General features: G+C 60.6%; 24 protein-coding genes. 10 read left to right on the plus strand and 14 right to left on the minus strand.

Annotated features, from left to right (window positions below; all coding sequences use genetic code 11):
- The first annotated feature begins 15 nt into the window (after positions 1-15).
- Both polA and grxC read left to right on the plus strand, forming a co-directional pair.
- The gene (polA, locus tag ACVW0R_RS01185) at positions 16-2,802 is read left to right on the plus strand and encodes a DNA polymerase I (RefSeq protein WP_457501510.1); all 2,787 of its coding nucleotides are present in this window, start codon (positions 16-18) and stop codon (positions 2,800-2,802) included.
- A 65-nt stretch (positions 2,803-2,867) separates the two neighbouring features.
- Positions 2,868-3,128, plus strand: a complete 261-nt coding sequence (gene grxC, locus ACVW0R_RS01190) for a glutaredoxin 3 (protein WP_011429436.1) — start codon at positions 2,868-2,870, stop codon at positions 3,126-3,128.
- Positions 3,129-3,179: 51 nt separating this feature from the next.
- Here the strand turns inward: grxC and ACVW0R_RS01195 are convergent, their stop codons facing one another.
- From ACVW0R_RS01195 to ACVW0R_RS01205, 3 genes are all read right to left on the minus strand, one after another.
- Positions 3,180-3,476: a DUF2470 domain-containing protein gene (locus ACVW0R_RS01195; RefSeq protein ID WP_011429437.1), complete on the minus strand. Its 297-nt coding sequence runs from the start codon at positions 3,474-3,476 to the stop codon at positions 3,180-3,182.
- Positions 3,477-3,624: 148 nt separating this feature from the next.
- Positions 3,625-4,152, minus strand: a complete 528-nt coding sequence (locus ACVW0R_RS01200) for a class I SAM-dependent methyltransferase (RefSeq protein WP_011429438.1) — start codon at positions 4,150-4,152, stop codon at positions 3,625-3,627.
- A gap of 9 nt (positions 4,153-4,161) precedes the next feature.
- A complete protein-coding gene (locus tag ACVW0R_RS01205; protein WP_011429439.1) occupies positions 4,162-5,046 on the minus strand; it encodes an arginase family protein in 885 nt (294 codons plus the stop codon).
- A 231-nt stretch (positions 5,047-5,277) separates the two neighbouring features.
- Between ACVW0R_RS01205 and ACVW0R_RS01210 the strand changes: the two genes are divergently transcribed.
- Entirely contained in the window at positions 5,278-5,703 is a 426-nt protein-coding gene (locus ACVW0R_RS01210; RefSeq protein ID WP_041438839.1) for a photosystem I reaction center subunit II PsaD, read from the plus strand.
- A 359-nt stretch (positions 5,704-6,062) separates the two neighbouring features.
- Here the strand turns inward: ACVW0R_RS01210 and ACVW0R_RS01215 are convergent, their stop codons facing one another.
- The gene (locus tag ACVW0R_RS01215; protein ID WP_011429441.1) at positions 6,063-6,671 is read right to left on the minus strand and encodes a peroxiredoxin; all 609 of its coding nucleotides are present in this window, start codon (positions 6,669-6,671) and stop codon (positions 6,063-6,065) included.
- 215 nt (positions 6,672-6,886) lie between these two features.
- On the opposite strand from ACVW0R_RS01215, the gene ACVW0R_RS01220 reads away from it, so the two are divergent.
- Positions 6,887-7,078 (plus strand): hypothetical protein, encoded by a 192-nt coding sequence (locus tag ACVW0R_RS01220; protein WP_414346927.1) that lies wholly within the window; start codon positions 6,887-6,889, stop codon positions 7,076-7,078.
- Position 7,079: 1 nt separating this feature from the next.
- On the opposite strand, the gene ACVW0R_RS01225 is transcribed toward ACVW0R_RS01220, so the two are convergent.
- Complete coding sequence (locus tag ACVW0R_RS01225) at positions 7,080-7,337, minus strand: DUF1830 domain-containing protein (protein ID WP_011429444.1); 258 nt, start codon at positions 7,335-7,337, stop codon at positions 7,080-7,082.
- Between the two features lie 256 nt (positions 7,338-7,593).
- Between ACVW0R_RS01225 and glpX the strand changes: the two genes are divergently transcribed.
- The 4 genes from glpX to typA all read left to right on the plus strand — a co-directional run bounded on the left by glpX (position 7,594) and on the right by typA (position 12,472).
- A complete protein-coding gene (gene glpX / locus ACVW0R_RS01230; RefSeq protein ID WP_011429446.1) occupies positions 7,594-8,637 on the plus strand; it encodes a class II fructose-bisphosphatase in 1,044 nt (347 codons plus the stop codon).
- A 318-nt stretch (positions 8,638-8,955) separates the two neighbouring features.
- A complete protein-coding gene (locus ACVW0R_RS01235; RefSeq protein ID WP_011429447.1) occupies positions 8,956-10,251 on the plus strand; it encodes a glutamyl-tRNA reductase in 1,296 nt (431 codons plus the stop codon).
- 112 nt (positions 10,252-10,363) lie between these two features.
- Complete coding sequence (gene psb30 / locus ACVW0R_RS01240; protein ID WP_011429448.1) at positions 10,364-10,471, plus strand: photosystem II reaction center protein Ycf12/Psb30; 108 nt, start codon at positions 10,364-10,366, stop codon at positions 10,469-10,471.
- 183 nt (positions 10,472-10,654) lie between these two features.
- Positions 10,655-12,472 (plus strand): translational GTPase TypA, encoded by a 1,818-nt coding sequence (gene typA / locus ACVW0R_RS01245; protein WP_011429449.1) that lies wholly within the window; start codon positions 10,655-10,657, stop codon positions 12,470-12,472.
- A 10-nt stretch (positions 12,473-12,482) separates the two neighbouring features.
- Here typA and ACVW0R_RS01250 read toward each other — a convergent pair whose 3' ends face one another.
- The 4 genes from ACVW0R_RS01250 to tnpA all read right to left on the minus strand — a co-directional run bounded on the left by ACVW0R_RS01250 (position 12,483) and on the right by tnpA (position 17,125).
- A complete protein-coding gene (locus ACVW0R_RS01250; protein WP_457501511.1) occupies positions 12,483-14,591 on the minus strand; it encodes a M48 family metalloprotease in 2,109 nt (702 codons plus the stop codon).
- A gap of 37 nt (positions 14,592-14,628) precedes the next feature.
- A complete protein-coding gene (locus ACVW0R_RS01255; RefSeq protein ID WP_011429451.1) occupies positions 14,629-15,945 on the minus strand; it encodes a competence/damage-inducible protein A in 1,317 nt (438 codons plus the stop codon).
- A 121-nt stretch (positions 15,946-16,066) separates the two neighbouring features.
- Entirely contained in the window at positions 16,067-16,561 is a 495-nt protein-coding gene (locus tag ACVW0R_RS01260; protein WP_011429452.1) for a GNAT family N-acetyltransferase, read from the minus strand.
- Between the two features lie 87 nt (positions 16,562-16,648).
- On the minus strand, positions 16,649-17,125 hold the full coding sequence (gene tnpA, locus ACVW0R_RS01265) for an IS200/IS605 family transposase (protein WP_457501512.1): 477 nt from the start codon (positions 17,123-17,125) through the stop codon (positions 16,649-16,651).
- Here tnpA and ACVW0R_RS01270 point away from each other — a divergent pair.
- On the plus strand, positions 17,081-18,322 hold the full coding sequence (locus ACVW0R_RS01270; protein ID WP_457501513.1) for an RNA-guided endonuclease InsQ/TnpB family protein: 1,242 nt from the start codon (positions 17,081-17,083) through the stop codon (positions 18,320-18,322). The genes tnpA and ACVW0R_RS01270 overlap by 45 nt on opposite strands.
- Positions 18,323-18,454: 132 nt before the next feature.
- Here ACVW0R_RS01270 and ACVW0R_RS01275 read toward each other — a convergent pair whose 3' ends face one another.
- On the minus strand, positions 18,455-18,742 hold the full coding sequence (locus tag ACVW0R_RS01275; protein ID WP_228375415.1) for a DUF6464 family protein: 288 nt from the start codon (positions 18,740-18,742) through the stop codon (positions 18,455-18,457).
- A 177-nt stretch (positions 18,743-18,919) separates the two neighbouring features.
- Here ACVW0R_RS01275 and ACVW0R_RS01280 point away from each other — a divergent pair, with 177 nt between their 5' ends.
- Entirely contained in the window at positions 18,920-20,002 is a 1,083-nt protein-coding gene (locus tag ACVW0R_RS01280) for an Mrp/NBP35 family ATP-binding protein (protein WP_457501520.1), read from the plus strand.
- Here the strand turns inward: ACVW0R_RS01280 and ACVW0R_RS01285 are convergent.
- The 4 genes from ACVW0R_RS01285 to cysE all read right to left on the minus strand — a co-directional run bounded on the left by ACVW0R_RS01285 (position 19,999) and on the right by cysE (position 24,244).
- The gene (locus tag ACVW0R_RS01285; RefSeq protein ID WP_457501514.1) at positions 19,999-20,367 is read right to left on the minus strand and encodes a hypothetical protein; all 369 of its coding nucleotides are present in this window, start codon (positions 20,365-20,367) and stop codon (positions 19,999-20,001) included. The two genes, ACVW0R_RS01280 and ACVW0R_RS01285, sit on opposite strands and share 4 nt — an antisense overlap.
- Before the next feature lie 64 nt (positions 20,368-20,431).
- Positions 20,432-22,255 (minus strand): BamA/TamA family outer membrane protein, encoded by a 1,824-nt coding sequence (locus tag ACVW0R_RS01290; RefSeq protein WP_228375416.1) that lies wholly within the window; start codon positions 22,253-22,255, stop codon positions 20,432-20,434.
- A 469-nt stretch (positions 22,256-22,724) separates the two neighbouring features.
- Positions 22,725-23,072 carry a hypothetical protein gene (locus ACVW0R_RS01295; RefSeq protein WP_099812426.1) on the minus strand — a complete coding sequence of 116 codons (348 nt, stop codon included), beginning with the start codon at positions 23,070-23,072 and terminating at the stop codon, positions 22,725-22,727.
- 368 nt (positions 23,073-23,440) lie between these two features.
- Positions 23,441-24,244 carry a serine O-acetyltransferase gene (gene cysE / locus ACVW0R_RS01300; RefSeq protein WP_011429460.1) on the minus strand — a complete coding sequence of 268 codons (804 nt, stop codon included), beginning with the start codon at positions 24,242-24,244 and terminating at the stop codon, positions 23,441-23,443.
- Between the last annotated feature and the right edge of the window lie 112 nt (positions 24,245-24,356).

Raw genomic sequence — 24,356 nt, forward strand, 5'->3', positions numbered from 1 at the left:
TGTTGGTCTTGGCCGATGGCTTCCCACCCTCCGAGGCTGCTCTTGGTCGATGGCCACTCCCTGGCCTACCGCTCTTTTTATGCCTTTGCCTACAGCCGCGAGGGGGGCTTGCGCACCTCCACGGGGATCCCGACCAGTGTCAGCTTTGGCTTTTTGAAATCGCTGCTGGAGGTCTTGGAGAAATACCCCCCCACCCATGTAGCTGTTGCCTTTGATACCCGGCAGCCCACCTTTCGCCACGAGGCGGATGAAACCTACAAAGCAGGCCGTCCGGAAACACCGCCGGAGTTCGTTGAGGATGTGGAGAACCTCCAGCAGGTGTTGGCGGCGCTGCGCATTCCGATTTTGGCAGTGCCCGGCTTTGAGGCTGACGACGTTCTGGGTACGCTCTGCAGGCTTGCCCCCCAAGAGTATCGGGTGCAGATCTTAAGCGGCGACCAGGATCTGTTTCAACTCATTGACCGCGAGGGAAGGATTCGGGTTTTGCACCTCAACAGCAAAGATCGCGTCAGCGAATTTGGCCCCCAAGAGGTCAAAGAGAAACTCGGCATCTGGCCTTGGCAGGTGGTCGACTACAAAGCCCTCTGCGGTGACCCTTCCGACAACATTCCCGGTGTCAAGGGGATCGGCCCCAAGCGAGCGGCGGAGCTCTTGCAGCGCTATGGCAGTCTGGAGGAGATTTTCAACCATCTGGGGGAGATCCCTGGCAAAATCCAGCAGTACCTCAGGGAAGGGATCCCAGCAGCCCAGCACTCCCAATTTCTGGCTCGAATTCACTGCGATGTCCCCCTTTCGCCTGACTGGGAGAGCATGAGGTTAACTGGGTTTGACCCAGAGGAAGTGCTGCCGCTGCTGGAGAAATTGGAGTTTCGCAGTTTCATTGCTCAAGTGCGCCAACTGCAGGCCACTTTGGGCGGGATCCCAGCCCAAGCCTCTCAAGCAAGGACAACTTCAAAGGATGGCTCTACCTACGACGAGGCTCTTTGGTTTGATTTTCCCGCTGCTCCCGCTCCCTCTTTGCCAGCAGTGTGCATCGTGGATACAGCGGAGAAATTGGAGCTGTTGCGGCAGGAGCTGTTGGCCTGTTCCGGGATCGTAGCCTGGGACACAGAAACTACGAGTCTGGATCCCCGCGACGCCCAACTGGTGGGGATTGGCTGCTGCTGGTCAGAGCGGGATGTTGCCTATTTGCCCATTGGCCACCGCCAGGGATCCAACTTGGACTGGAACCTAGTCAAACAGAGCCTACAGCCCATTTGGGAGGATCCCAATCGGCCCAAAAGCCTGCAAAACTGCAAGTATGATCTCAGCATTTTTCGCGCCCATAGCATCCGCCTGCAAGGGATCCAATTTGATCCCATGTTGGCTAGCTATGTGCTCAATCCAGAAGCTAGCCACAACTTGGCTGATTTGGCAGCTACCTATCTAAATTTACCCACCACCAGCTATGAAAAGCTGCTGGGCAAAGCAGACTCCATTGCCGATCTGCCCATTGCCAAAGTGGCAGAATATTGCGGAACCGACGCCTACTGCGCCTATCGTTTGGTGCCCATCCTCACCGAAAAGCTAAAGCAAACTGACCCACGCCTCTGGAATCTTTTTATCCAGGTGGAGCTGCCCTTGGCTCACGTTTTGGAAGAAATGGAGTGGGTCGGCATCCGCATCGACACTGAGTTTCTTCGGCAGTTTTCCCAGGAGCTGGAAAAAGAGCTACACAGTCTAGAGCAGAAAGCCTATGCTCAAGCAGGCGAGGTGTTTAACCTCAACTCTCCCAAACAACTGGGATCCCTGCTCTTTGAAAAGCTCAAGCTAGATGTCCGCAAAACTCGCAAGACGGCCACCGGCTACTCCACCGACGCCTCGGTTTTGGAAAAGCTGGAAGGGGATCACCCAGTCATTGAAACCATTCTCCAGTACCGCACCCTGGCCAAGCTCAAATCCACCTATGTGGACGCGCTGCCGGCTCTGGTAAGACGCGATACGGGTAGGGTGCACACCAACTTCAACCAGACTGTTACCGCTACTGGCCGACTCAGCTCCTCTAACCCCAACCTGCAAAACATCCCCATCCGCAGCGAGTTTAGCCGCCGCATTCGCCAGGCCTTCATTCCCCAGGAGGGGTGGCTATTGGCCTCGGCTGACTACTCGCAAATTGAGCTGCGCATCTTGGCCCACCTCAGCCAAGAGCCAACGCTCATCGAGGGCTTTCGCTCAGGGGAAGATGTGCACACCCTTACCGCTCGCTTGCTCTTTGAAAAACAAGAAGTAACCAGCGAAGAACGCCGCCTGGCCAAGACGATTAACTATGGGGTGATCTACGGCATGGGGGCGCAGCGTTTTGCCCGCACTGCCGGCGTCTCTCTAGCGGAGGCGAAGGAATTTTTGCGGCGATTTAACGAGCGCTACGCCGGCGTTTTTGCCTATCTCCGCGCCACCGAAGCCTTTGTGGAAAAGCACGGCTATGTGGAAACCCTTTTAGGCCGCCGTCGCTATTTTCCCAATTTGTCTCAGCTATCCGGCCATCGCAAACAGGCCGAGCTGCGGGCTGCCGTGAACGCCCCCATCCAGGGATCCGCCTCAGACATCATCAAAGTGGCCATGGTGCGCTTGCAGGAAAAGCTGCAGCATTTTCGCTCGCGTTTGCTTTTGCAGGTTCACGACGAGCTGGTGTTTGAAGTAGAGCCCTCCGAATGGCAGGACTTACGGCCCCTCATTCAAAGAGAAATGGAAGAGGCAGTGCCCCTTTCCATACCGCTGGTGGTGGACATTCAAATTGGCCACAACTGGAAGGAGGCCAACTAAGGGATCCCGGCCTCGGAGAAATGTTAAGCTATGTAAAAGTGTGTGAAAGTGTTGGTTATCTCCCTATGGCCGTTGAGATCTACACGTGGCGTTTTTGTCCCTTCTGCATCCGCGCCAAGCAACTGTTGGATCGCAAAGGGGTGAAGTACATCGAATACGCCATCGATGGAGATGAGGCGGCGCGGGCGGAGATGGCCAAGCGGGCCAACGGGCGCCGCTCCGTGCCCCAGATTTTCATCAACAACCAGCACATCGGCGGCTGCGACGACCTCTACGCCCTTGAGGCCCAGGGCAAGCTGGATTTGCTCCTGCAGCAGGCCAGCTAGCTGCCTGCTTTCCTGCTAGCCTGGGCGGGATCCAAACCCGTTAACTTGTGGCTAACCGGCGGCCTGCCTGAGCTGGGCACGGGCTTGTTTGAGCATGGCAATCAGGGTGTGGTGGGCATCTTCAGAATCTTTGAGAGGGTGATCAAAGGGGATGCGCAGCTTCCGCACAGCCCCATCCACCTCCACCTGTAAGTCCATTCCTTCCGCGTCGATGGCCTCCATACGGGCCTGGACCACTCCTTCCACCTGGCCGAAGACCCTGGCGTAGAGGGCCACGGCATCGGCGTGGTCTTCGTTCATGTGCTTGCAGATGCGCTCGCTAACTTGAGGGGTGAGAGGATCGCCCATAGAAGGTGGGAATTGCCAGGTACAGGTTTTAGTCTAGCGGAGTCTTGACCGAAACCTTGGCGGCGCAGATCCCGCTCTTCCCCTTTCCCCCCGTATACGGGGGATGAAAGGGGGGAGAACGCCAATCAAAGAGCTAGTTGAGGGCAGGCTAACGGTTGCCAGGGCCAGCCATATCTCGGTCTAGGTTGCAGCCATCTCCGATCGCCCTCTGGATAGGGTTGAGACGCCTTTGCCAGCTTTGCACCTGGGGATCCGGGCTGAGGCCGTGCTCGAGAAAAAACAGCTTGCCCCCCACCCGCAGCACCCGCCGGATTTCCCCCAAAGCCTTGGCCAAATCGGGGATGCTACACAGGGTCCAGGTGCTGACCACGCTGTCAAAACTCTGGTTCGAAAAAGGCAGCTCTTGGGCGTCCGCCACCAGCCAATCGACGGCGATGGAGGAAGCCGCGATGCGGCGGCGGGCCAGGGATCCCATGCCGGGGTTGGGATCTGCCACTGTAATTTTTTGAATGTGCTCTGGGTAGCAGGCCAGGTTGAGGCCGGTGCCAAAGCCGATCTCCAAGACCGCTCCCCGCACCTGGGCCAGAAGCTGCCGCCGATAGCTCTCCAGACGCTCGCTGGCCAGAGCCCAATCCAGCAACCTCGGAAAAAGCACCTGCCGGTAGAAAGCCTTCATAAGCCGGGCTCAAGAGGTTCGCGATCTATTTTCGGGCCGTTCGAGCGTAGCGGGGTTGGGGGCCAGCTTCAGGGAGTAGAGGCCGTAGCAGGCCAGCAGCCAATTGAGCAGGCGGGCCACCACGCGGGCGGTTGGCCGCGTCGCCGCTCCCACCGCCACTCCTCCCAAGGAAAGGCCGATCACAGGGCGGGCGGCGAAGATGGCCTCACAGGTTGTTAACAGTTGAAACCAACTCAGCCCCCCCGGCTCCGGGTGGTGCACCGCCGGCGCCAAAGAGGGATCCAGCACACTGCAGTCCACCACCAAAAACACCGGCTGCTCCGGCAAAGCCTCCACCACCTGCTGCGGATCCCAGCCATCCTGGGCCCAAAAGATCGGGCTGGCGTGGTTTTTCAGCCAGGCGTAGGCGCGGGCACTGCCGCTGCGCAGCCCCACATGCACCACCGGCAGCCTATGCTGGTAGAGCAACTCCACCCAGGCAGCGTTGCCATAGCCCATGTCTTGCTCCGGCTGGGTCATCTCCTCGGGCGGCATCAGGTTGGCATGGGCGCTGCAATGCACCACACTCAGGGCGAGGTAGTGCTTCCAAAGGGCACGAATGGCTCCCCAACTGGCCGCCAAGACCGAAGGCAACAGCACCGGCCACTGTTGTCGTCGCCAAGCCTGAATAACCGCCGCCTCACACATGCCATAGGGCGGCTCATCCACCAGCCCCGGCAACTGCGCCACTGCTATCTCATCCACATTGATCCCCAACCGCGGCTCAAAAGCACACAGCTCAGCACCGGCGTTGAGGATGGCCAGCGGCGCCTGCGTATCTGGGCCAAAGGCAGTGGGAATGAGGACAACCCTGGCGTTGGACTGGGAACTGGGATGGAGGGACCACTGGGCCATGGGCGTCGTTCCTGTTGCAAACGTGGGGCTCTGCCGCCTGCTTCTATGGTGGCTCAGAGAGTAAGCCGGGATCCGCCCGCGCCAGAGCTGGATCTGCTACGAAAAATTACAGTTCGCCGGCAGATCTGGGGTCAAAAATCGGGCCGATGGTACATTCAAAGTGCTCCGCGCCTCAACCCCAAGCGCGGCCCAACAACGCAAACGACGACGAGAAGGTAGGCTATGGCTGTGATGGAAGGCGATCCCCGTCAGGGGGCAAAGTTGCCCCTATTCGGGGGATCCACCGGAGGGCTGTTGAGCGCAGCCGAAACCGAAGAAAAATATGTGATCACCTGGACAGGCAAGCCGGGGCAAGTGTTTGAAATGCCCACCGGCGGCGCCGCCGAGATGGTGGAGGGCAAAAACTACCTCACCTTCGCCCGCAAAGAGCAGTGCCTGGCGCTCGGCGCTCAGTTGATCTCCGAGTTCAAGATCAAGGACTACCAGATCTTCCGCATCCCGGCGGGTGGACAGCCGGAACTGGTGCATCCCAAGGATGGTGTCTTTCCCGAGAAGGTCAACGAGGGGCGCCAGCCCGTCGGCAAGGTGGATCACAACATCGGCAAGAACAAAGAGCCGGTTACCTACAAATTCACCAACGGGAAACCCTGGGACTAATTCCGGCGACCTTTGTCTTTCTGATCCCCTGGCCAGCCCAGGGGATCTTTATTTGTTCGTCTCCACATTTGTTCGTCTCCACTGGCAACCGGTTTGAAAGGGTTCGGCGCTGTTAGCCCTCACCCCCGGCCCCTCTCCCCGAGGGAGAGGGGAGGGGGAAGGTCATGTTGAGAAGAGTCGGATCCTTTGTCGGGCTGCCTTTTGCTAAAAAAAAGCTCCAGCAAAGCATACCTACACGGAACTGTCTAGAGGTGTCTTGACAGCGCCTTTACGAGTCCGTTTATGGACTACGTGAGAATCCCCCGCCTTCAGGCGGGGGAGTGTCAAAACCCGGGATCCCTGACAGGGCCTGGACAAGCCTACTTGGCAACCGCCGCGAAGAACTCCTTGGATTTCACCGGGTCGGGGTTCAGGGTTCTCTGGCCGGGCTGCCAGTTAGCCGGGCAAACTTCATCGGGGTGAGCTTGCACGTACTGGATGGCCTGCAGGGTGCGCAGGGTTTCATCCACGCTGCGGCCAAAGGCCAGGTTGTTGATGGTGGCGTGCTGGATGATCCCTTCCTTGTCGATGATGAACAGGCCGCGCAAAGCCACCCCTGCCGCCGGATCCAGGACATTGTAGGCAGCGCTGATCTCCTTTTTCAGGTCGGAGACCAGCGGATACCTCAGCTCGCCCACCCCTCCGGCTTTGCGGTCGGTCTGAATCCAGGCCAGGTGAGAGTACTCGCTATCCACCGAGACGCCGAGGATCTCCGTGTCCAGCTTGGCAAACTCGTCGTAGCGATCGCTGAAAGCCGTGATCTCCGTCGGGCAGACGAAGGTGAAGTCCAAGGGGTAGAAGAACAGCACCACGTACTTCTTGCCCCGGTAGTCGGAGAGCCTCACCGTCTTAAATTCCATGTCGTAAACGGCAGTGGCCGAAAAATCGGGAGCGGGCTGCCCCACCCGCAGACATCCTTCCTGAGACATCAGTCGACGCTCCTTACGGTAAAGTACAAATGTAAACTAAACCTAACATACCATACTCATAATGACTTTGTCTTACTGGCTGGCTAAGCTGGAGCGCCGCGATCCAGGGGATCCCCATTTCTTTCCGTTTTTCGGCTCTGCCAGGTCAGGGAGTCGGTTGCCATGAGGGTGGCGCTGGAGTTTCTCTACCACTTCTGTTGTGACCGCTGCCGGCGGTGGTGGAGCCCCAGCCAGGGGATCGCCTCTATTGCCCCTACTGTGGCTATCACAATTGCGTGGAGCGCATCGATACCTTTCGCGACGCCGCGCGAGGCAGTTGCCTCACCCGTCCTCCCGATGCCCCCTCTGCCGAGCTGCCCTGCGAGGAAACCGAGGCTCGGCCTCAGGAGCCGGGATCCCCAAGCTGATTCATCCGTTCACTGCATCTGCCAGCCTGTCCAGGTGGGGGTCAGCCTCAGGCAGTGAGGAGTCCAACAAACGGCGGCAGGGGTGGCGCTCTTCCAAAATGGTGGTAGAACAGCAGCAGCTATAAACCTCCAGGTAGTCGTCCGGCTCTGCCTCGAAAATGGCATACTGGCCGGGGAAGAGGGTGCGCTCCCAGTGGCCGGGAATTGTTCGGATGACCTGAACCTGCTGAGAACGGTTGACGAAAACGTATCTTTTCATTGCGTTTTTTTTAATCGCCTTAAGAAAAAATTATTGGCTTTAAGCCAGGCTATCACTCTTGATCCCCAGCCGACAATAGCCAACGAGCAAGACGGGGATCGCTCTTTCTGCTTGACTTTGGCCGATTTGTTTTCTCAGCTTATGAAAGCTGAGGCAAGGGGATCCCGAGAAGAAGCCCGCCTGGTAAACTGAGGGGAAGAGTCTGAAGATATCCTTAATTGGCCTTCATCGTTCCGACATACCAAGGGGGCACGCCGTGGACAACAAGTTGGGGCTAGAGATCATCGAAGTGGTGGAGCAGGCTGCCATCGCCGCCGCCCGTTGGATGGGCAAAGGCGACAACAAGACCGCCGATCAGGTGGCCGTCGAGGCCATGCGGGAGAAACTGAACCAGATCCCCATGCGCGGCCGCATCGTCATTGGGGAGGGAACCCGCGATGAGGCCCCCATGCTCTACATCGGGGAAGAGGTGGGCATCTGTACGCGCCCGGACGCCGAGCAGTTCTGCCGCGTGGAAGAGCTGGTGGAAATCGATATTGCCGTGGATCCCTGCGAAGGCACCAACCTGGTGGCCAAGGGCCAAAACGGCTCCATGGCGGTGCTGGCCATCTCCGAAAAAGGCGGCCTTCTGCACGCGCCGGACATCTACATGCAGAAGCTGGCGGCTCCGCCCCAGGCCAAGGGCAAGGTACATCTCGACTATCCGCCGGAAAAGAATCTTCAGATTATCGCCGAAAGCCTGGATCGGGAGGTCTCCGATCTGACGGTGGTGGTCATGGACCGCAAGCGCCACGTCGATCTCATTCGCCAAATCCGGGAGGCGGGGGCGCGGGTAAAGCTGATTACCGACGGCGACATCTCGGCGGCCCTCTCGGCAGGCTTCAACGGCACCGGCATCCACGCCCTGATGGGGATCGGGGCAGCCCCAGAGGGGGTGATCTCGGCGGCGGCGCTGCGCTGCCTCGGCGCCCACTTCCAAGGTCGGCTGATCTACGACCCCGAGGTGGTGCAGGCGGGCACCTACCTGCCGCCGGTGGAAGAGACACGACGGCAACTGAAAGAACAGGGCATCGAGGATCCCGACAAGGTGTGGGAATGCGAAGAGCTAGCCAGCGGCAAGGAAGTCCTCTTTGCGGCCACCGGGATTACTGATGGCGACCTGATGCGCGGGGTGCGTTTCTTCGGCGGCGGGGCACGCACCGAGACCTTGGTGATCTCCAGCCAGTCGCGCACGGTGCGCTTTGTGGATACCATCCATATGAAAGACGGCCAACAGCCCCGCAGCCTGCAACTGCGCTGACGGATCCCCGGCCCGACATCTCCCTCGGCAAGGGCGGCTTTCCTCTGGCGAAGGTCGCTCTTGTCCTTTGGGAAGTTAAGAAATCTATCAGTCAGTCGCCCGAAAAAACGTAATAACTCTTCAGCAAAATCCTGCAAAACCGGCTCGATACTGTTCTTAGGGTTTAGGTAGGCTGAGAAAAGTTACCTAAGCTTGCTGCAGCCGAGACAAGGCAATCCCTTGACATCGGTCTTGCCTTCCTTGTCCTAGCTAGGTGAGTTTGCTTTTGTTCATAGTTTCTGTTTTTAATAACTGTTGCTGTACAGACGACGGAGAGGCATGTTTATCGCGGTTGTCGGTCTTAGCCATCGCACAGCTCCTGTGGAGATCCGGGAGCGCCTCAGCATTCCCGAGGCCGAGGTGGGGGAGCGGATCCAGCAGCTCCGTGCCCACCCCCACATTGAGGAAGCGGCGATCCTCAGCACCTGTAACCGGCTGGAGGTCTACATCGTCACTCCAGAAATGGAAAGTGGTGTCCGACAGACGATGCAGTTCTTGGCCGAGGCGAAAGGGATCCCGCTGCCCCAACTGCGCCCGCACCTGTTTACGCTGCTCTACCAGGATGCGGTGACGCACCTGATGCGGGTGGCCGCCGGGCTGGACAGCTTGGTATTAGGGGAAGGGCAGATCCTGTCGCAAGTGAAAAAAGCGCAGCAACTGGGCCAGGCCTGCAACGGCATGGATCGCATCCTCAACCGCCTCTTCAAGGCGGCCATCACCGCCGGCAAGCGCATCCGCACCGAGACGGGGATCGGCACTGGCGCCATGTCCATCAGCTCGGCAGCGGTGGAGTTGGCCTTGCAGGAGCAGGGATCCCTTTCTCAGGGCAAGGTGACCGTGGTGGGGGCGGGGAAAATGGCTCGCCTGTTGGTGCAGCACCTCTTGGCCAAAGGGGCGGTGGATATCACCGTGGTCAACCGCTCCTTGGAGCGGGCAGAAGCGCTGGCCAAGCAATTTGAGCAGCCAATTCAAGTATTGCCTTGGGAGTCGCTGCTGAGTAGCATAGCGGAGTCCAACCTGGTCTTCACCAGCACCGGCGCCACCCAGCCCATCCTCACCTACGAGCAACTGGCGGGGGTGCTGCAGCCGGATCAGCCGCTGCTGTTGGTGGACATCTCGGTGCCCCGCAACATCGATCCCGGCGTGGAAAAGCTAAGAGGGGTACAGGTGTTCAACGTGGATCACCTCTCCCGTATCGTGGAAGAAAACCGCGCCCAACGGCAAAAGCTGGCCCTGGCCGCCGAAGCCTTGGTGGAAGAAGAAGTAGAACAGTTTATGGAGTGGTGGCGCTCCTTGGAGACGGTGCCCACCATTTCCAGCCTGCGCCACAAGGTGGAGTCCATCCGCGAGCAGGAGATGGAAAAAGCCCTCTCCCGCCTGGGCAAAGACTTCGCCGAAAAGCACCTGGAGGTCATTGAGGCGCTCACCCGCGGCATTGTCAACAAGATCCTGCATGATCCCATGGTGCAACTGCGGGCCCAGCGGGACATCGAGGCGCGGCGCAGGGCTATGCAAATTCTGCAGGAGCTGTTTAACCTCGATCCAATGCCGTTTCAGGCGCAGCAGGAGCGCTAGGGATCCCCAGGGGGTGAAGTGGGGTCAGGTGTTGAAGAATTGTAACAGCTCTCTCATCTCAGGGGGAGAGCTGCCCTTAGGATACAAAACGTAAGCGCTGGGAGTTGGGGGCATGTTCGGACAGTACGAAGTGTTTGTGCAGTTGCTGCTGTTGGCCTTGATCGTCCTGGCAGGGCCAGCGGTCATTCTGCTGCTTTACCTGCGCGGCGCCGATATGTAGGCGAGCCAGGCTGGTTGCCGGCGCAGTTGACAGAACCCCCTGACCAGCCCCTGTCGGCATCGACCAGGGAGTTCGGCTTGTTTCTTTGTTATCTCTTAATGTAACGCTTCTTTGCGCTACAGTTATAGAGACAGCCCTAGGGCAAACTCCCCTGTAGGGCAATACTTTATGGGTTGATTATTTATGTCACTCCCCATCCGCAACGTCGCCATCATCGCCCACGTCGACCACGGCAAAACCACACTTGTGGACGCCCTGTTGCGCCAGGCGGGCACCTTCCGCGAGGGAGAGGACATTCCCGCCTGCGTGCTGGACTGCAACACGCTGGAGCGGGAGCGGGGCATCACCATCCTGGCCAAAAATACAGCCGTCCGCTACGGCGAAACCCTGATCAACATTGTCGATACCCCCGGCCACGCCGACTTCGGCGGGGAGGTGGAGCGGGTGCTGGGCATGGTGGAGGGCTGTCTGTTGGTTGTGGACGCCAACGAAGGCCCGATGCCGCAAACCCGCTTTGTGCTGCGCAAGGCGTTGGAAAAAGGCCTGCGCCCGCTCGTAGTGGTCAACAAAATCGACCGCCCTCGCGCCGAGCCCTACAAAGTTGTCGACAAGGTTCTGGATCTGTTTTTGGAGCTGGGGGCAGACGAAGACCAGTGCGATTTCCCTTACCTCTTTGCCTCGGGGCTGCAGGGCTTTGCCCTGGAAGAAGCCGACCTGAAAGCCTTTTTGGAAGGGAGGTACAGCGGCCCCTTGGACATGAAGCCCCTCTTTGAAGCCATCCTCAAGCATGTCCCACCGCCGATTGGGGATCCGGCCAAGCCGCTGCAACTACAGGTCACCACGCTGGAGTACTCGGAGTACTTGGGCCGGATCGTGATCGGCAAGATCCACAACGGCACCATCCGCCTTGGGGATCAGTTGGCGGTGGTCAAAGAAGATGGGTCGATTGCCAAGGGCAAGGTAACCAAGCTGTTTGGCTTCCAGGGCTTGCAGCGTGTTGAGCTGACCGAGGCTACTGCCGGCCATATCGTCGCCGTGGCGGGGTTTGCCGAGGCCAACATCGGCTACACCCTCACCTCTCCCGAAAACCCGCAGGCCCTGCCGCTCATTAAGGTGGACGAGCCGACGTTGCAGGTGATGATCTGCGTCAACGACTCTCCCTTTGCCGGCCAGGAGGGCACCTTTGTTACTTCGCGGCAATTGCGGGAGCGCCTGCTGCGGGAGCTAGAAACCAACGTGGCGCTGCGGGTGGAAGAAACCGACTCCCCCGATTGCTTTTTGGTCTCCGGGCGGGGCGAGCTGCACCTGGGCATTTTGCTGGAGACCATGCGGCGGGAGGGCTACGAGTTTCAGGTGGGGCAGCCGAAGGTGATCTTCCGCGAGGTAAATGGCCAGCCCTACGAGCCCTACGAGTGCTTGGTGCTGGATGTGCCGGAATCCACGGTGGGCGCCTGCATTGAACGGCTGGGGCAGCGGCGGGGAGAGATGCAGAACATGATGGTAGGCGCGGACGGACGGGCCCAGTTGGAGTTTGTCATCCCGGCCCGAGGGCTGATCGGCTTCCGCAGCGAGTTCATCCGCATTACCCGCGGCGAGGGGATCATGAGCCACAGCTTTTTGGAGTACCGTCCCCTGACGCCGGGGATCGAGACCCGCCGCAACGGCGTGCTGATCGCCTTTGAAGAGGGGGTGGCCACCACCTATGCCCTGAAAAATGCGGAAGACCGAGGGGTGTTCTTTATTACGCCAGGTACCCGCGTTTACAAGGGCATGATCGTGGGCGAGCACAACCGGCCGCAGGACTTGGAGTTGAACGTCTGTAAAACTAAGCAACTGACCAACCACCGCGCTGCCGGCGGGGAGGAGCTGGTGCATTTGCAGGCGCCGGTGGAGATGAACCTGGAGCGGGCGCTGGAGTACATCGGCGAGGACGAGCTGGTGGAGGTTACACCGAAGTCGGTGCGGCTGCGCAAGGCGCAGTTGACGGCCTCTCGCCGCTAGCGGTCGGCTCCTACCGTCGCAGGTAGAAGCGCAGGTTGGGAAAAGAGAAGGCCCCCCAGACGCCGAACAAGACGACTCCCAGGCCGAACAACGCCAGCCACAGGCGGGGACGGCTGTGGAGCTGCTGGGATCCCGCCTGGACGTAGGCCAGATCCACCCAGGCGGTGTTGCCGCGGCGGAACCAGCCCACCACCTTGACGCGCTGACCCATGAGGGCGCGGAGCCGCTTCAGGCCGGAAAAGACATTGCCCACCGGCCCCAGGGGAGAGGTGAAGCGCAGCGGCATCAGCCCAGTGGCATCTTGCAGCTTCAGCTCTGCCCCCAGTTGGTAGCCAGCCTGTCCCAGCCCCACCAATTCCCCCTCCAACTCCACCGGCTGGCTGCGGCAGGGATCCGCCTCGGGATCGGCCAGCAAGTGCAGCACATCGGTCGGCTGGGGCGACAGGGATCCGCGGTACATCAAGACCGCCTTGGATCCCAGGCCCAGGCCATAGCCCACCACCGCTGTTGCCGCAATCACCTTGGGATCGAGGCGATCTGGCAGCGCCAGATAGAGGATCAGCCCCAGGAGCCAGCCAATTACCATCCCGCTCACTTCGGCAGCATAGATAGCCAGATCCAGCCAGAAGCGGCTTTGCAGACGGGCCCCATCCAACTTGGGTCCGGATCCCAGGCTCAACTCTGGCAGCAGGCGCAGCCGTTGGGCATACCCCGCCAAGACCTGGAAGCGGTGCCCCAGCAACGGATGGCTGGAGTTGACCTGCATCCAGCGGGCCCAGGGGTTGAGCTGATCCCAGAGAAAGACTTGGCCGGCTTGGGCGGGATCCCGCAGGCGGCTGGCGGCACTGGCGGCGGCGGTGGTTTTGAAGTCCAAGAAGCTGAAGAGGCGGGTGCAGTGCAGCAGCGAAGAGGGGCGGCGGTCGTTTTTGTGGGCCTCCTGCAGGCCGGCAGCCGCTTTGAGCAGAGCGGCCATCAGACCGTTGGGATTGCCCGTCGCTTCCACTGCAAAATGGTCGGCGTGGTAGGTGCCGAGGCGACAGAGGAAAAACAGGGGATAGGAGAGCACCGTGTAGATCAGGTAGAGCAGCGGAGCCACATGCCCGATCAGATCCCGCCGCTTGTTTGCCAGTTGGCTCACCTGCTCCAGGGCCAAGTAAACCAGTTGAACGGGGGATCCCAGTAGGGTCAGGATCAAGATGTCGCCGTTGAGGATGCGCCCCAGGGCTTGGGCATAGACGGCGGCAATCTCATCCGGGGCAAGCTGCTGCAACAGGGCCTGGGTGACCACGATGCGGCCGCCGTCGGGAAGCGTGCCATAGACAAAAGCCAGCGGCCCCCCTTCCGGGATCACCCCCAGCCGAGGCAGTTTTAGCTGTTTTTGGGCGCAGAGGCGCTGCAGCAGACGGGCAGTCTCGGGACTGTGGCGCTCGATTTCCCCCAAGGTGGCCCAGCGCAGCTTGTGCAGCCGCCGGTGCAGGTGATCCATCAGCCAGGGGGCAAAAAACAAAAGGCCGACGCCAAAGTTGACCGCCAGGCTGCCGGCTACCAACCAGCGCAGGCCATTGCGCAGCCAGGGCAGCAACCCCTGCAAAAACCAAAGCTGCCGCGGAAAACTCAGCCGTCCGAAATCCAGGTGAGCGCCCACCAGCACAAAACTCAGCCACCAGAGGAACAGAATGCCCACCCCCAGGGATCCCCACTTGGCCCAGCGCAGAGGGCCGGCCCGCTCCGGCAGGGGGATCTTCAGGCCCAATTGACCGGCCCGTTGGCGGCTGGAGAGCGGCTGAGCCTCAGGAGCTGGCTCTGGGGAGGGTGGGGAAGCAGCGGGTTTTTCCACCGTTTGGGGCAGGCGGGGCAGGATTTTTTGGGCCCAGCCTCGCGCCTGCGGATCCGGGTGCTGCAGCAGTTCCAGACAAAGCGCCCGCGCCTTCTCCGTCTCGCCCAACTGATGGTAGGCCCGCACCAGGTTCATCTGGGCCTCCAGGGCTTGGCTGTCGGATGCGCCTGCTTCGCCCCGCTGGCGAGACTGCGCCAAGTAGGCCTCCAGCAGTTGGATGGCTTCTTGGAAACGGCCCTGCTGCAGCGCCTCCCTGCCGGCCTGAAGGGCATAGGGGGTCATCAGCCTGCTCCGAGATCTGCCTGCTCCCCCAGCTTACTCAAGGATTTGGCCTTGCTGAGGTGGATCCCCCCGAAAGGGGGTAGTGGAGCAAGCGCCGCCGCAGGCAATCCAGCGCCGTCTGGGCGCTCCACCAGCGCACCCCCTCTCGGCCCCGCAAGCTGCCGAAGCGGTACTCGTGGACTTCCACTTTCCCCTCCGGGTCGGCCAAGCCCAGATAGACCAGGCCAACCGGCTTGGTGGATGTTCCCCCCTCTGGGCCGGCAATGCCGGTAATGCTCAGGGCCCAGTCGGAGCCGAGGACTTGCTTGGCCCCCAGGGCCATCTGGGCCGCCACCGGCTCGCTCACGGCCCCGTGCTGCCGCAGCGTCTCTGGATCCACCCGCAAAAGCTGCTCCTTGATGCGGTTGTCGTAGGCAACAATCCCGCCGACAAAATAGCGGGAGCTGCCCGGGATCCCGGTCACCAATTGCCCCAGGAGCCCGCCGGTGCAGGATTCCGCCACCGCCAGCGTTTGCCCCCGCTGCAGCAGCAGCTCCCCCACCACGCTGGCCAAGGTGGCCTCGTCGCTGCCGAAGTAGTCTTCCCCAGAAACCTGTAAAATCTGCTCCACCACCGGGGCAATCAACGCTTCCGCCGCCTCGCGCGTGGGGGCGCGTCCGGTAACCCGCAGGCGCACCTCCCCCTGGCTGGCGTAGGGTGCCACGGTGGGATTTTCCCCCGCCAGCAGGGATCCCACCCGTTCGGCCAAGGTCGATTCGGGAATGCCCCAGTAGCGCAACACGCGGCTGTAGAACACCTCCTGGCCCCAGCCCAGGGAGCGCAAATAGGGCACAGCCGTCTCCTGCCACATCTGCTGCATCTCCCGCGGCACCCCGGGAAAGGTGAGGATGTGCAGGTCGGGCCGCGGCTGCCAGATGAGGCCACAGGCGCTGCCGACCGGGTTGGGCAGGACGGTTGCCCCCTGAGGCAAAAAGGCCTGCTTGCGGTTGCTGGGGGAGGGCTCCATACCTCGCTGGCCGTACTTCTGCCGGATCTCCTCCCAAACCTGCGGGTGCTCCACCATCTCCACCCCGAAGAAAGAGGCCAGCGCCGCGTGGGTCAGATCATCAGGGGTCGGCCCCAGGCCGCCGGTGATCAAAATCAAACGGGAGCGGTTGCAGGCCACCTCCAGGGCGTGGTGGATGCGGGCTTCGTTGTCCCCCACCACCGTTTGGTAATAATGGGGGATCCCCAGCTTGGCCAGCTCGGCTGCCAGATATTGGGCGTTGGTGTTGGTGATCTCTCCCAAGAGCAACTCTGTGCCAATGCAGAGGATCTCAGCCCCCTGGGGAATAGCGGTTTGCGGTGGGCTCATGCTTGGCCTTGAGCTCAGCTCAGCCGCAAGTATACAAGCATAGAGGTCTCGGCCCCCCTTCACGCCCTCAGATTTTTGGCTGGTCGTCGGCCATTCCGAATTGCGATCCCAGAAGACTTGCTCAAGCTCGCCAGGGATCCTCGGCCAGCCGAGCCAAAGCTTCCAAATCAGCACCCACCACGCGGTGCAGGATCCACTCGGGATGTGGCTTGGCGCCCAGGCGCCGGTAGAACTCCAATGCCGGCTGGTTCCAATCCAAAACCATCCACTCCAGCCGCCCGTATCCTTTGGCCACCGCCTCCTGGGCCACCCGCGCCAAGAGCGCCCTGCCGATGCCCCTGCCCCGGAACTCCGGCAACACGAACAGGTCTTCCAGGTAGATTCCCGGCCGGGTGAGGAAGGTGGAGAAATTGCGAAAGTAAAGAGCAAAGCCCACCGCCTGCCCTTCTACCTCCGCCAGCAACGCCGAAACGAAGGCCTCGGGGCCAAACAGATGCTGTCGCAGCAGCTCAGCGGATCCCGTTACCAAGTGGCTCAGCTTCTCGTACTCGGCCAAAGCACAAATGAGATCAAACAGAACGGGCGCATCCTCAGGGGTGGCAGGGCGGATTTCCATCAGAACCTCCGGGGTACTCCCGCCACAGCGCAGCTTGGCGGGATGGGGGATAGGCGGTGAGACGAAGGGGTTCAATGCCCCTGAGTCTCACAATCTGGGCGTTGCCTGCTGCTCGACATACTTCTTCAACTCCTCAACGGTGACCCCACCACAAGAGGCAACAAAATAGGCCCCTGTCCAAAATACAGGCTTGCTGTAGAACCGTGCCACCTCTGTGGCGAACTCTTTGCGAATCAACCGGCTGGAGACTGTTTTCAGGTTGTTCACCAGCCTTGAGACCTGGACATCCGGCGGAAAACTCACCAACAGATGCACATAATCCGCCTCACCGTTGAACTCCACCAAGGAACAGCGCCACTTTTGGCAGGTCGCTCGAAATATATCTTCCAGCCTCTGCAACATTGGAGCAGTTATCACCCGACGACGGTACTTTGTCACCAGCACCAAGTGGATTTGTAGGCTGTAAACAGAACGATGGCCTATGTTGTAGCTCATTGCGCTAAATGCTAGAACCGTCTCATGATTCTCACCCACGAGTACCGGATCCTGCCCAGCGACGACCAAGCCGCTCTGATGACCGAGTGGCTGGAATTGTTGCGGCGGCAGTGGAACGACGCTCTGGGGCAGAGACTGGATTGGCTGACCGCAACCCGTTGTCCAATTGACCGCTGCAGCCTTGTCTCGTGCCCGTTGCCTGTGTCAGAAGCTCCGCTGGAGCCGAATTATTATCGGCAGGCGGGATCCCTCAAACCAATCAAGCAACTATTTCCGGCCTACCGGGGCATTTACGCCGAGGTGCTGCAGCAAAACTTGATGCGGCTGGACAAGGCGTGGAAAGCGTGGCGGGAGCCGGATAGCACAGGCAAGCGGCGGGGGCGGCCTCGCTTCAAAAAAGCGGGGGAGTTGAGATCCTTCACATTTCCCCGCATCAATTGCCCCAAGGCGGGAGCGCATCTGGAAGGGGAGACTCTGCGGCTGAGCAAGATTGGCTCGATGCCTGTGGTGCTGCACCGCCCCTTGCCGGAGGGGTTTGTGCCCAAAACCTGCACAGTGGTGCGCAAGGCCGATGGGTGGTATGTCTGCATCACCTTGGAAGACAAAAGCGTTCCTCTCCCAGAGCCTGTGCCGGTCAAAAAGGCGGTGGGTATTGATGTGGGATTGGATAGGTTTCTCACCACCGGCGATGGGGAGGTGGTGCCTATCCCGCGGTACTACCGCCGAGCCCAAAAACACTTGGCTCGACAGCAGCGGCAACTGAGCCGCAAAGTGAAGGGGTCCGCCAACTGGAAGAAACAGGCCACGAAAGTTGCTTGTTTGCAGTTGCACGTTGCCCGACAACGCAAAGCGTTCCACTACCAAGTGGCGCACTGGCTGGTGGGGCAATACGACCTGTTGGTGGTGGAGGATCTCAACGTCCGAGGGCTGGCACGGACTCGGTTGGCTAAATCGATTTTGGATGCGGCTTGGGGACAATTTCTTGACATTCTGACAGCAGTGGCGGTCAAACGCGGCAAACAGGTGTTGAGAGTGGATCCCCGTGGTACGTCCCAAAATTGTTGTGTTTGTGAGGAGCGTGTTCCCAAGACCTTGTCGGAACGGGTGCATGATTGCCCTCGTTGCGGGTCGTGGGACAGAGACTTGAACGCTGCTATCGAGATTTTGAAGCGAGGACTCAGGTCCCCCCGTATACGGGGGGATATAGGGGGGCGGTGGGACTGCCGCTCTCTGGCTGTGGAGGATCCTGGTTTACCAGTCCGTTGAAGCAGCAACTGCGGGAAGTGATTCTCGGAAGCTCCCGTCTACAGCCCGTCAGGGCTTAGCGGGAGAGGATGTCACACTCTTGTCTAGATCCACACACGAATTCTGTAAGATACCCGCACGAGACCAGGGGGACTAACCTGTTGACCCCGCTCCTGGGTCGGTGGAGCTCTGGCAACGCGCGACGTAGTGGGGGCAGCGACAGGGGCCCAGGGGGTTCACAGCACAGGGCAGATAGGGCGAGCGAGAAAAGTAGCGGCAGGAGGGATCCCAACTCGAGGTGGGCTGCAGCTGGCGGGAGGGAGTGGGCTCATCCCAGCTTGAGGGGCGACGGGAGCCTCTCTTTTCCAGCAGAGGGAGCAACTGGGCCAAGAACGTCAGGCCCAACCACAAACCGACTCCCAGGATCAGCGCTGGCACCATTGCCCTCCTCCGTCGGCCAACAGCCTTGTCTTCCAACCAGAACCAGCCTAGGCCAGCCGGTTGGCAGAGGGCCAGCCTTGGCAGACAGTTTCGCAACTGTCCTGGTTAGCCAGCGAAGAGCCGGGAGAAAAAACGACTAGAGTGAGAAATGGAGCCGTTACCTCGTTTTTGAATGCCATGACCACCTCCACCCTCGATGCTGCCGCCATCCTTGAGGCGTTGCGCCCGGTTCAAGATCCGGAGCTGCGCCGCAGCCTGGTGGAACTGAACATGATCCGCGACATTCGCGTCGAGCCCAAGCGGGTGGCCTTTACCCTGGTGCTGACCACGCCGGCCTGCCCCTTGCGGGAATTCATTGTGGACGAGTGCAAAGCTGCCATCCGCCGCTTGGCCCCAGTTGAAGCCATTGATGTCACAGTAACGGCGGAAACCCCCCGCTCCCCTTCTCTGCCGGATCGCCAGTCTGTCCCCGGCGTGCGCAACATCATCGCCATCTCCAGCGGCAAGGGAGGCGTGGGCAAAACCTCCGTCTCGGTCAATGTGGCCGTGGCCCTGGCCCAGAGCGGAGCGCGGGTGGGGCTGCTGGATGCCGATATCTACGGCCCCAATGTGCCGCTGATGCTGGGCCTCCAGGATCGCTCTTTGTTGGTGCGCAAGCGGGAGGACGGCGGCGAAGACATCTTCCCCCTGGAAAATTACGGCGTCAAGATGGTGTCGATGGGCCTGCTGGTGGGGCGGGATCAGCCAGTAATCTGGCGGGGGCCAATGCTCAACGGCGTCATCCGGCAGTTTCTCTACCAGGTGCAGTGGGGCGAGTTGGACTATCTCCTCGTGGACATGCCCCCCGGCACTGGCGATGCCCAGTTGACTTTGGCCCAAGCGGTGCCGCTAGCGGGCGCTGTCATCGTCACCACCCCCCAGTCGGTTGCCCTCCTCGACAGCCGCAAGGGCTTGAACATGTTCCGGCAGCTGGGGGTGCCCATCCTCGGCATTGTGGAGAACATGAGCTACTTCATTCCCCCCGACCTGCCGGATCGCCAGTACGATATCTTTGGCTCGGCAGGGGGAGAGACCACCGCCCGCGAGCTGGGGGTTCCGCTGCTAGGACGGATCCCGTTGGAGATTGCTCTGCGCCAGGGTGGAGATGCGGGCAAGCCTATTGTTGTTGACAAGCCCAAGTCTGCCTCAGCCCAGGCGCTCCAGCAGATTGCCAAAGCCTTGGCGGGCCGAGTTTCCATGGTAGCTCTCGGGGCCGGCTAGAAGCGCTCGACTTCCACCAGCGACACCCCAAAGCGGCGCCCTGCCAACAGGATCCCTTCCTGGGCCTTGCCGCGCACAGTTATGGTGCTGTTCATAGCTGGCAGCCCCTTGTCCGTGATGACCCAGAGGGAGCCGCTGCTGTCTTGGATCTCGTACACACCCTGGCCGAACACCCCTATCTGGTTGACCACGCGACCGCGGACGTACACATTGGTGTAGCGGGAAGGATTTTGTTCGATCTGGGCAATCGGGGTTGTGCCAATGCCTAAGCGCGCCAACGGCCCACATCCTGTCAGGGCTAGGCTGGCACAGAACAAGAGTACCAGGGATCCACCGCGGAACGATTGGCCGAGTTGCCGTTTCATGGGTTGCTTCCCTCACGAGCCCTTGCTCTCACCATAGCAAGCCGGCAGCAGATCCACCGCCAAGCTAGAACTTCTCGCCAATGCCAAAGTGCAGTTGAGGCCGGCCGGCCTCCCCTTGCCCGATGGCGTAGTCGATGCGCAGCGGCCCCAAGGGAGATTGGATGCGGATGCCGGCCCCCAGCCCCAAGCCGCTGCCCGGCTTGTTGCGCACCGCCGCCGGATTGCCGATGACCGCCGCGCCGCTGCCCAGATCGGTGCCGTAGTCGGCGAAGACCACCGCCCCCACCGGGTCGAACAGGGGGAAGCGCAACTCCGCCGTCGCCGTGGCAAAGCTGCGACCGGAGCCGACGCCGCCCTCAAAAAATCCCCGCACCGAGCTGCCCCCGCCGATGGGGAAAGCATCGTAGGGAGCCAAGTCGCCAATCGTGGTGCCCGCCCGCACGTCAAAAGCCAGCACCTGCGGTCGCTCGCTGCGCGTCTCGAACAGCTTGACGGGAATGAACTGGCTGTAGCTGGTCTCGAGGCGGTTGGCGTTGAGGCCGTTCTCCAACAGACGGACCGACTGTTCGGTGGAGAGGCGAAAGACGGATCCCTGGCTGGGGCTGTTGGGGTTGTCGCGGCTGTCGTGGACAAGGCCGAACCGCAGGGTGGTGTAGCTGTCTTGGCCGCTTGCGCTGAAGGTAATCGGGTTGCCCAGCACATCGAAGCGCTCCTGCTCGCCGTTGCTGTTGCGGGCTTCCACAAATTGGACGCGGGTGCCCAGGCTGGCCCGCCAATTGCCCCCAATGGGACGGGAGAAGGTGACGCCGCCGCCCAGCCGGTTGATGCGCACGGGATCCCCGTTGGGCAGGGTCAATCCCTCGTTGAAGACAAAGCTGGAGCTCTGCTGGTTGGCGATGTTGACGTTGTAGGAGGTGGGGATCTCCAGCGTGGCAATGCGCGGGTCGGTGAAGTTCAAATCGAACAGAGTTTCGTTGGTGCCCACCTGCACGTTGAAGCTGGCGCTTTGGTTGTTGCCGCCCAAGTTTTCTTCCGAGACGTTGAGGCCGGCAAAGACCCCTGTGGCCGAGCTGACGCCGATGGTGCCGCTCAAGGTGCCGGTGCGGCGCTCTTCCACGTTCACCACCACCACCACCTTGTTGGGATCCTGGCCAGGGTTGAGCCCAACATTCACATCTTGAAAAAGGTTAAGGTCGAAAACTGCCTGGAGATCCTTCTGGATTTGGTTGCGGTTAAACACATCCCCTGGCTTGGTCTTGAGCTCGCGGGTGATGATGAAGTCGCGGGTTCTGGTGTTGCCTTGAACGCGAATGTCCTCGATCTCCCCTTCGGCAATTTCCAGAGTGAGGGTGCCATCTTCGGAGGAGCGCACGTCGGTCACCTTGGCCAGCACGTAGCCCTTGTCGGCGTACCACTGCTCGATCTCGGCCACTGCCGCTTGCAGCTCGCCAAAGTTGAGCACCCGCCCTTCTTGATCGGCAAAGGCCTTCTTGAGCACCTCCGGATCCAGAACTTTTGCCCCTTCTGTGCGCACGGCTTTGAGGATCGGATTGGGCTTGACCTCAAAGGTAACCCGCACCCCCAGGGGCGTATCGGAGGGCACCGCCCGCACATCGGCAAAAAACCCAGTGGCAAACACAGCATTGATGTCTTCCCGCAGTTGGGAGCGAGTGGAGACCTCGCCGGCCCGCGTGCGAATAGCCTTGTAAACCTGCTCGATCAACTCTGGGTCGTCGGTTCCTTCCACCACCACTTCCGCTACCAAAACTTCTGGCTCGCCAGCGGCTGGGGTAGGTGTAGGGGAGGGTTGGGCGGGGGTATCGCCATTGGTGCGCAGATCCAGGGTGCCGGGCGGGGGAGCTGATTGCGCCCAAGCCGCGGATCGCATCGACAGACCGTTCGCGAAAGCGGTGCGTAGCACTACCCCACAGGCGAACACTGAAGCAAGCCGGAGTCCGAGTTGCTGGGAACGGTTCATAGGGATCCCTCACACACCGCCAAAATCCAAAGAGCTAAGTTGCAGAACTTCTTATTGCCCGGCAGCGGACAATTGCCCTGAATTATATCAACCCCGACCCGGGCAGAGCTGAGCATTGCCGCGAGCCGGATTGCGGGCTTGGGCAGTGTAAACTACCCGACTCCAACCGCTAGGCGGCACGAAGCAGGCTTTCAGTAGCCCCCAAAAGCGCAATCCCCTTGGCACCATCTACATCCTTTCCCCAGCCACAGGCCGAGTTGACATAACGGAGCGGCCCCCAGTCCCCCTTCGCCCCCCGTACACGGGGGGTGTGGGGGGTGGGGAGTCCAGTGCGGGGCTCCTGCGGCTTCTAGCTGAAGTACAAGCAGCAGCCTCTTCTTTACGGCAGGCGCAGGGATCCCTGGCAGCGCTGGCCACAGGCCTGGGGCTCGGCTGCCTCGGCGGACAGGTTGGCTTGGGAGTTGAGGATAAGAATTGTCATGGGGGCGGGGGGCGGTGAGGGGCTGCTGTGCCAACCCCACCTGCCGGCGAAGTGCCGCGTTGGGGCGCTGGGCACAACGAAGACGATGTTTTGTAGGACATTGCCTTGTAGAGGGGTGGCGCTGTTCTGTCTGCTGTCGAGGAGCACTGTTTGCTGCGGGAGGAGTGTCTGGGCCAGAGCGGCTGGAGCGGATCCCAAACTGAGCAGAGCTGCCAGACCAGAAAAGATGAGCTTGCTCGGCAACATCAGCCTTCCTCTCCAAAATGCTGGGACGCCGGCACCTTAGCTAGTTCCATCCAAAAAGCTCTATCGACTTGCCGCAAAAAAAGCTACGCTCTAGAGCAAAATTTCTCCTGGGCACAGAGAGCTTGCAGAAACGCCCTCCTCCTCTCAGGAAGCTGCAAAAAGGTTGTGGGCAAAAATTCTGGACAGCCCAATCGGGGTTGAGGGCAAACAGGCCGACTGGGCTCGAGGGGTTATCCCGGGCAGGCAGCCAGACGGGCAAAGCTGAGCAGAACCGCCCTGGGTGCTGCCCCTTTTCCCAGGAGTTCTGAGCCGCCAACCTGCCCTACAGTTAGCCGGCACCAAGGATGCTCCCCGCCATAGCCGCAGCCTCATTCGCATCTGACCTGATCCTGGCGGTCCTGTTCCCGCTCTTGGTTGAGGCGGGCCACCTGGGCTTCCAGCTCTTGAATGCGGTGCAACAACTGCTCGATCGCCCGTCCCACTGGGTCAGGCATGAGGTGGTGATCTAGGTCGATGCCATGGGCGGGGATGCGGCGTTGATGGGGTGGGATGACCGCTCGACCTGGGATCCCGACCACCGTCATGCCGGGGGCCACATCTTGAATCACCACTGCGTTGGCTCCGATGCGGGCTCTAGCACCGATGCGAACCGGCCCCAGGATCTTCGCCCCTGTGCCCACAATCACCCCATCTTCTAGGGTGGGATGCCGTTTACCTTTGGTCCAAGAGGTGCCCCCCAAGGTAACCCCGTGGTAGAGGGTGACGTCATCGCCAATTTCCGCCGTCTCCCCGATCACCACGCCACAACCATGGTCGATGAAAAAGCGCCGTCCAATCCGGGCTGCCGGGTGAATTTCGATCAACGTAAAGGAGCGAGAAATGAAACTGAGCAAGCGGGCCAGAAAAAAGCAGCGCCGTTTCCACAGCCAATGGGCGATGCGGTGCAGGAAGAGAGCATGTACCCCTGGGTAGGTGAGAAGCACCTCCCAGCGGTTGCGCGCCGCCGGATCCCGCTCGAAGACACAGTCGATGTCTTCCCAGAATTGCTGCCAGAACCCCAGTTTTGGCTCCGGCTTGGCAGAAGAGGGAGAATCACTCCCCCCTGTCTCGGGGCTTTCCACCGCCGACGGCAAGGACTTCGTCCCGCTAACACGAGAGGACTCCGTTAGCATGAATGGCCTCCGGTGAGAAACCTCCACTGCTTCCCCTTCTAGCACTTTTTGTTGTCAGCAGGGGGATCCCCCGCCAAGCTCCAGGATGCCTGTTGACGCTTTTCGTCAAAAG

Source organism: Thermostichus sp. MS-CIW-15 (genome assembly GCF_054060575.1).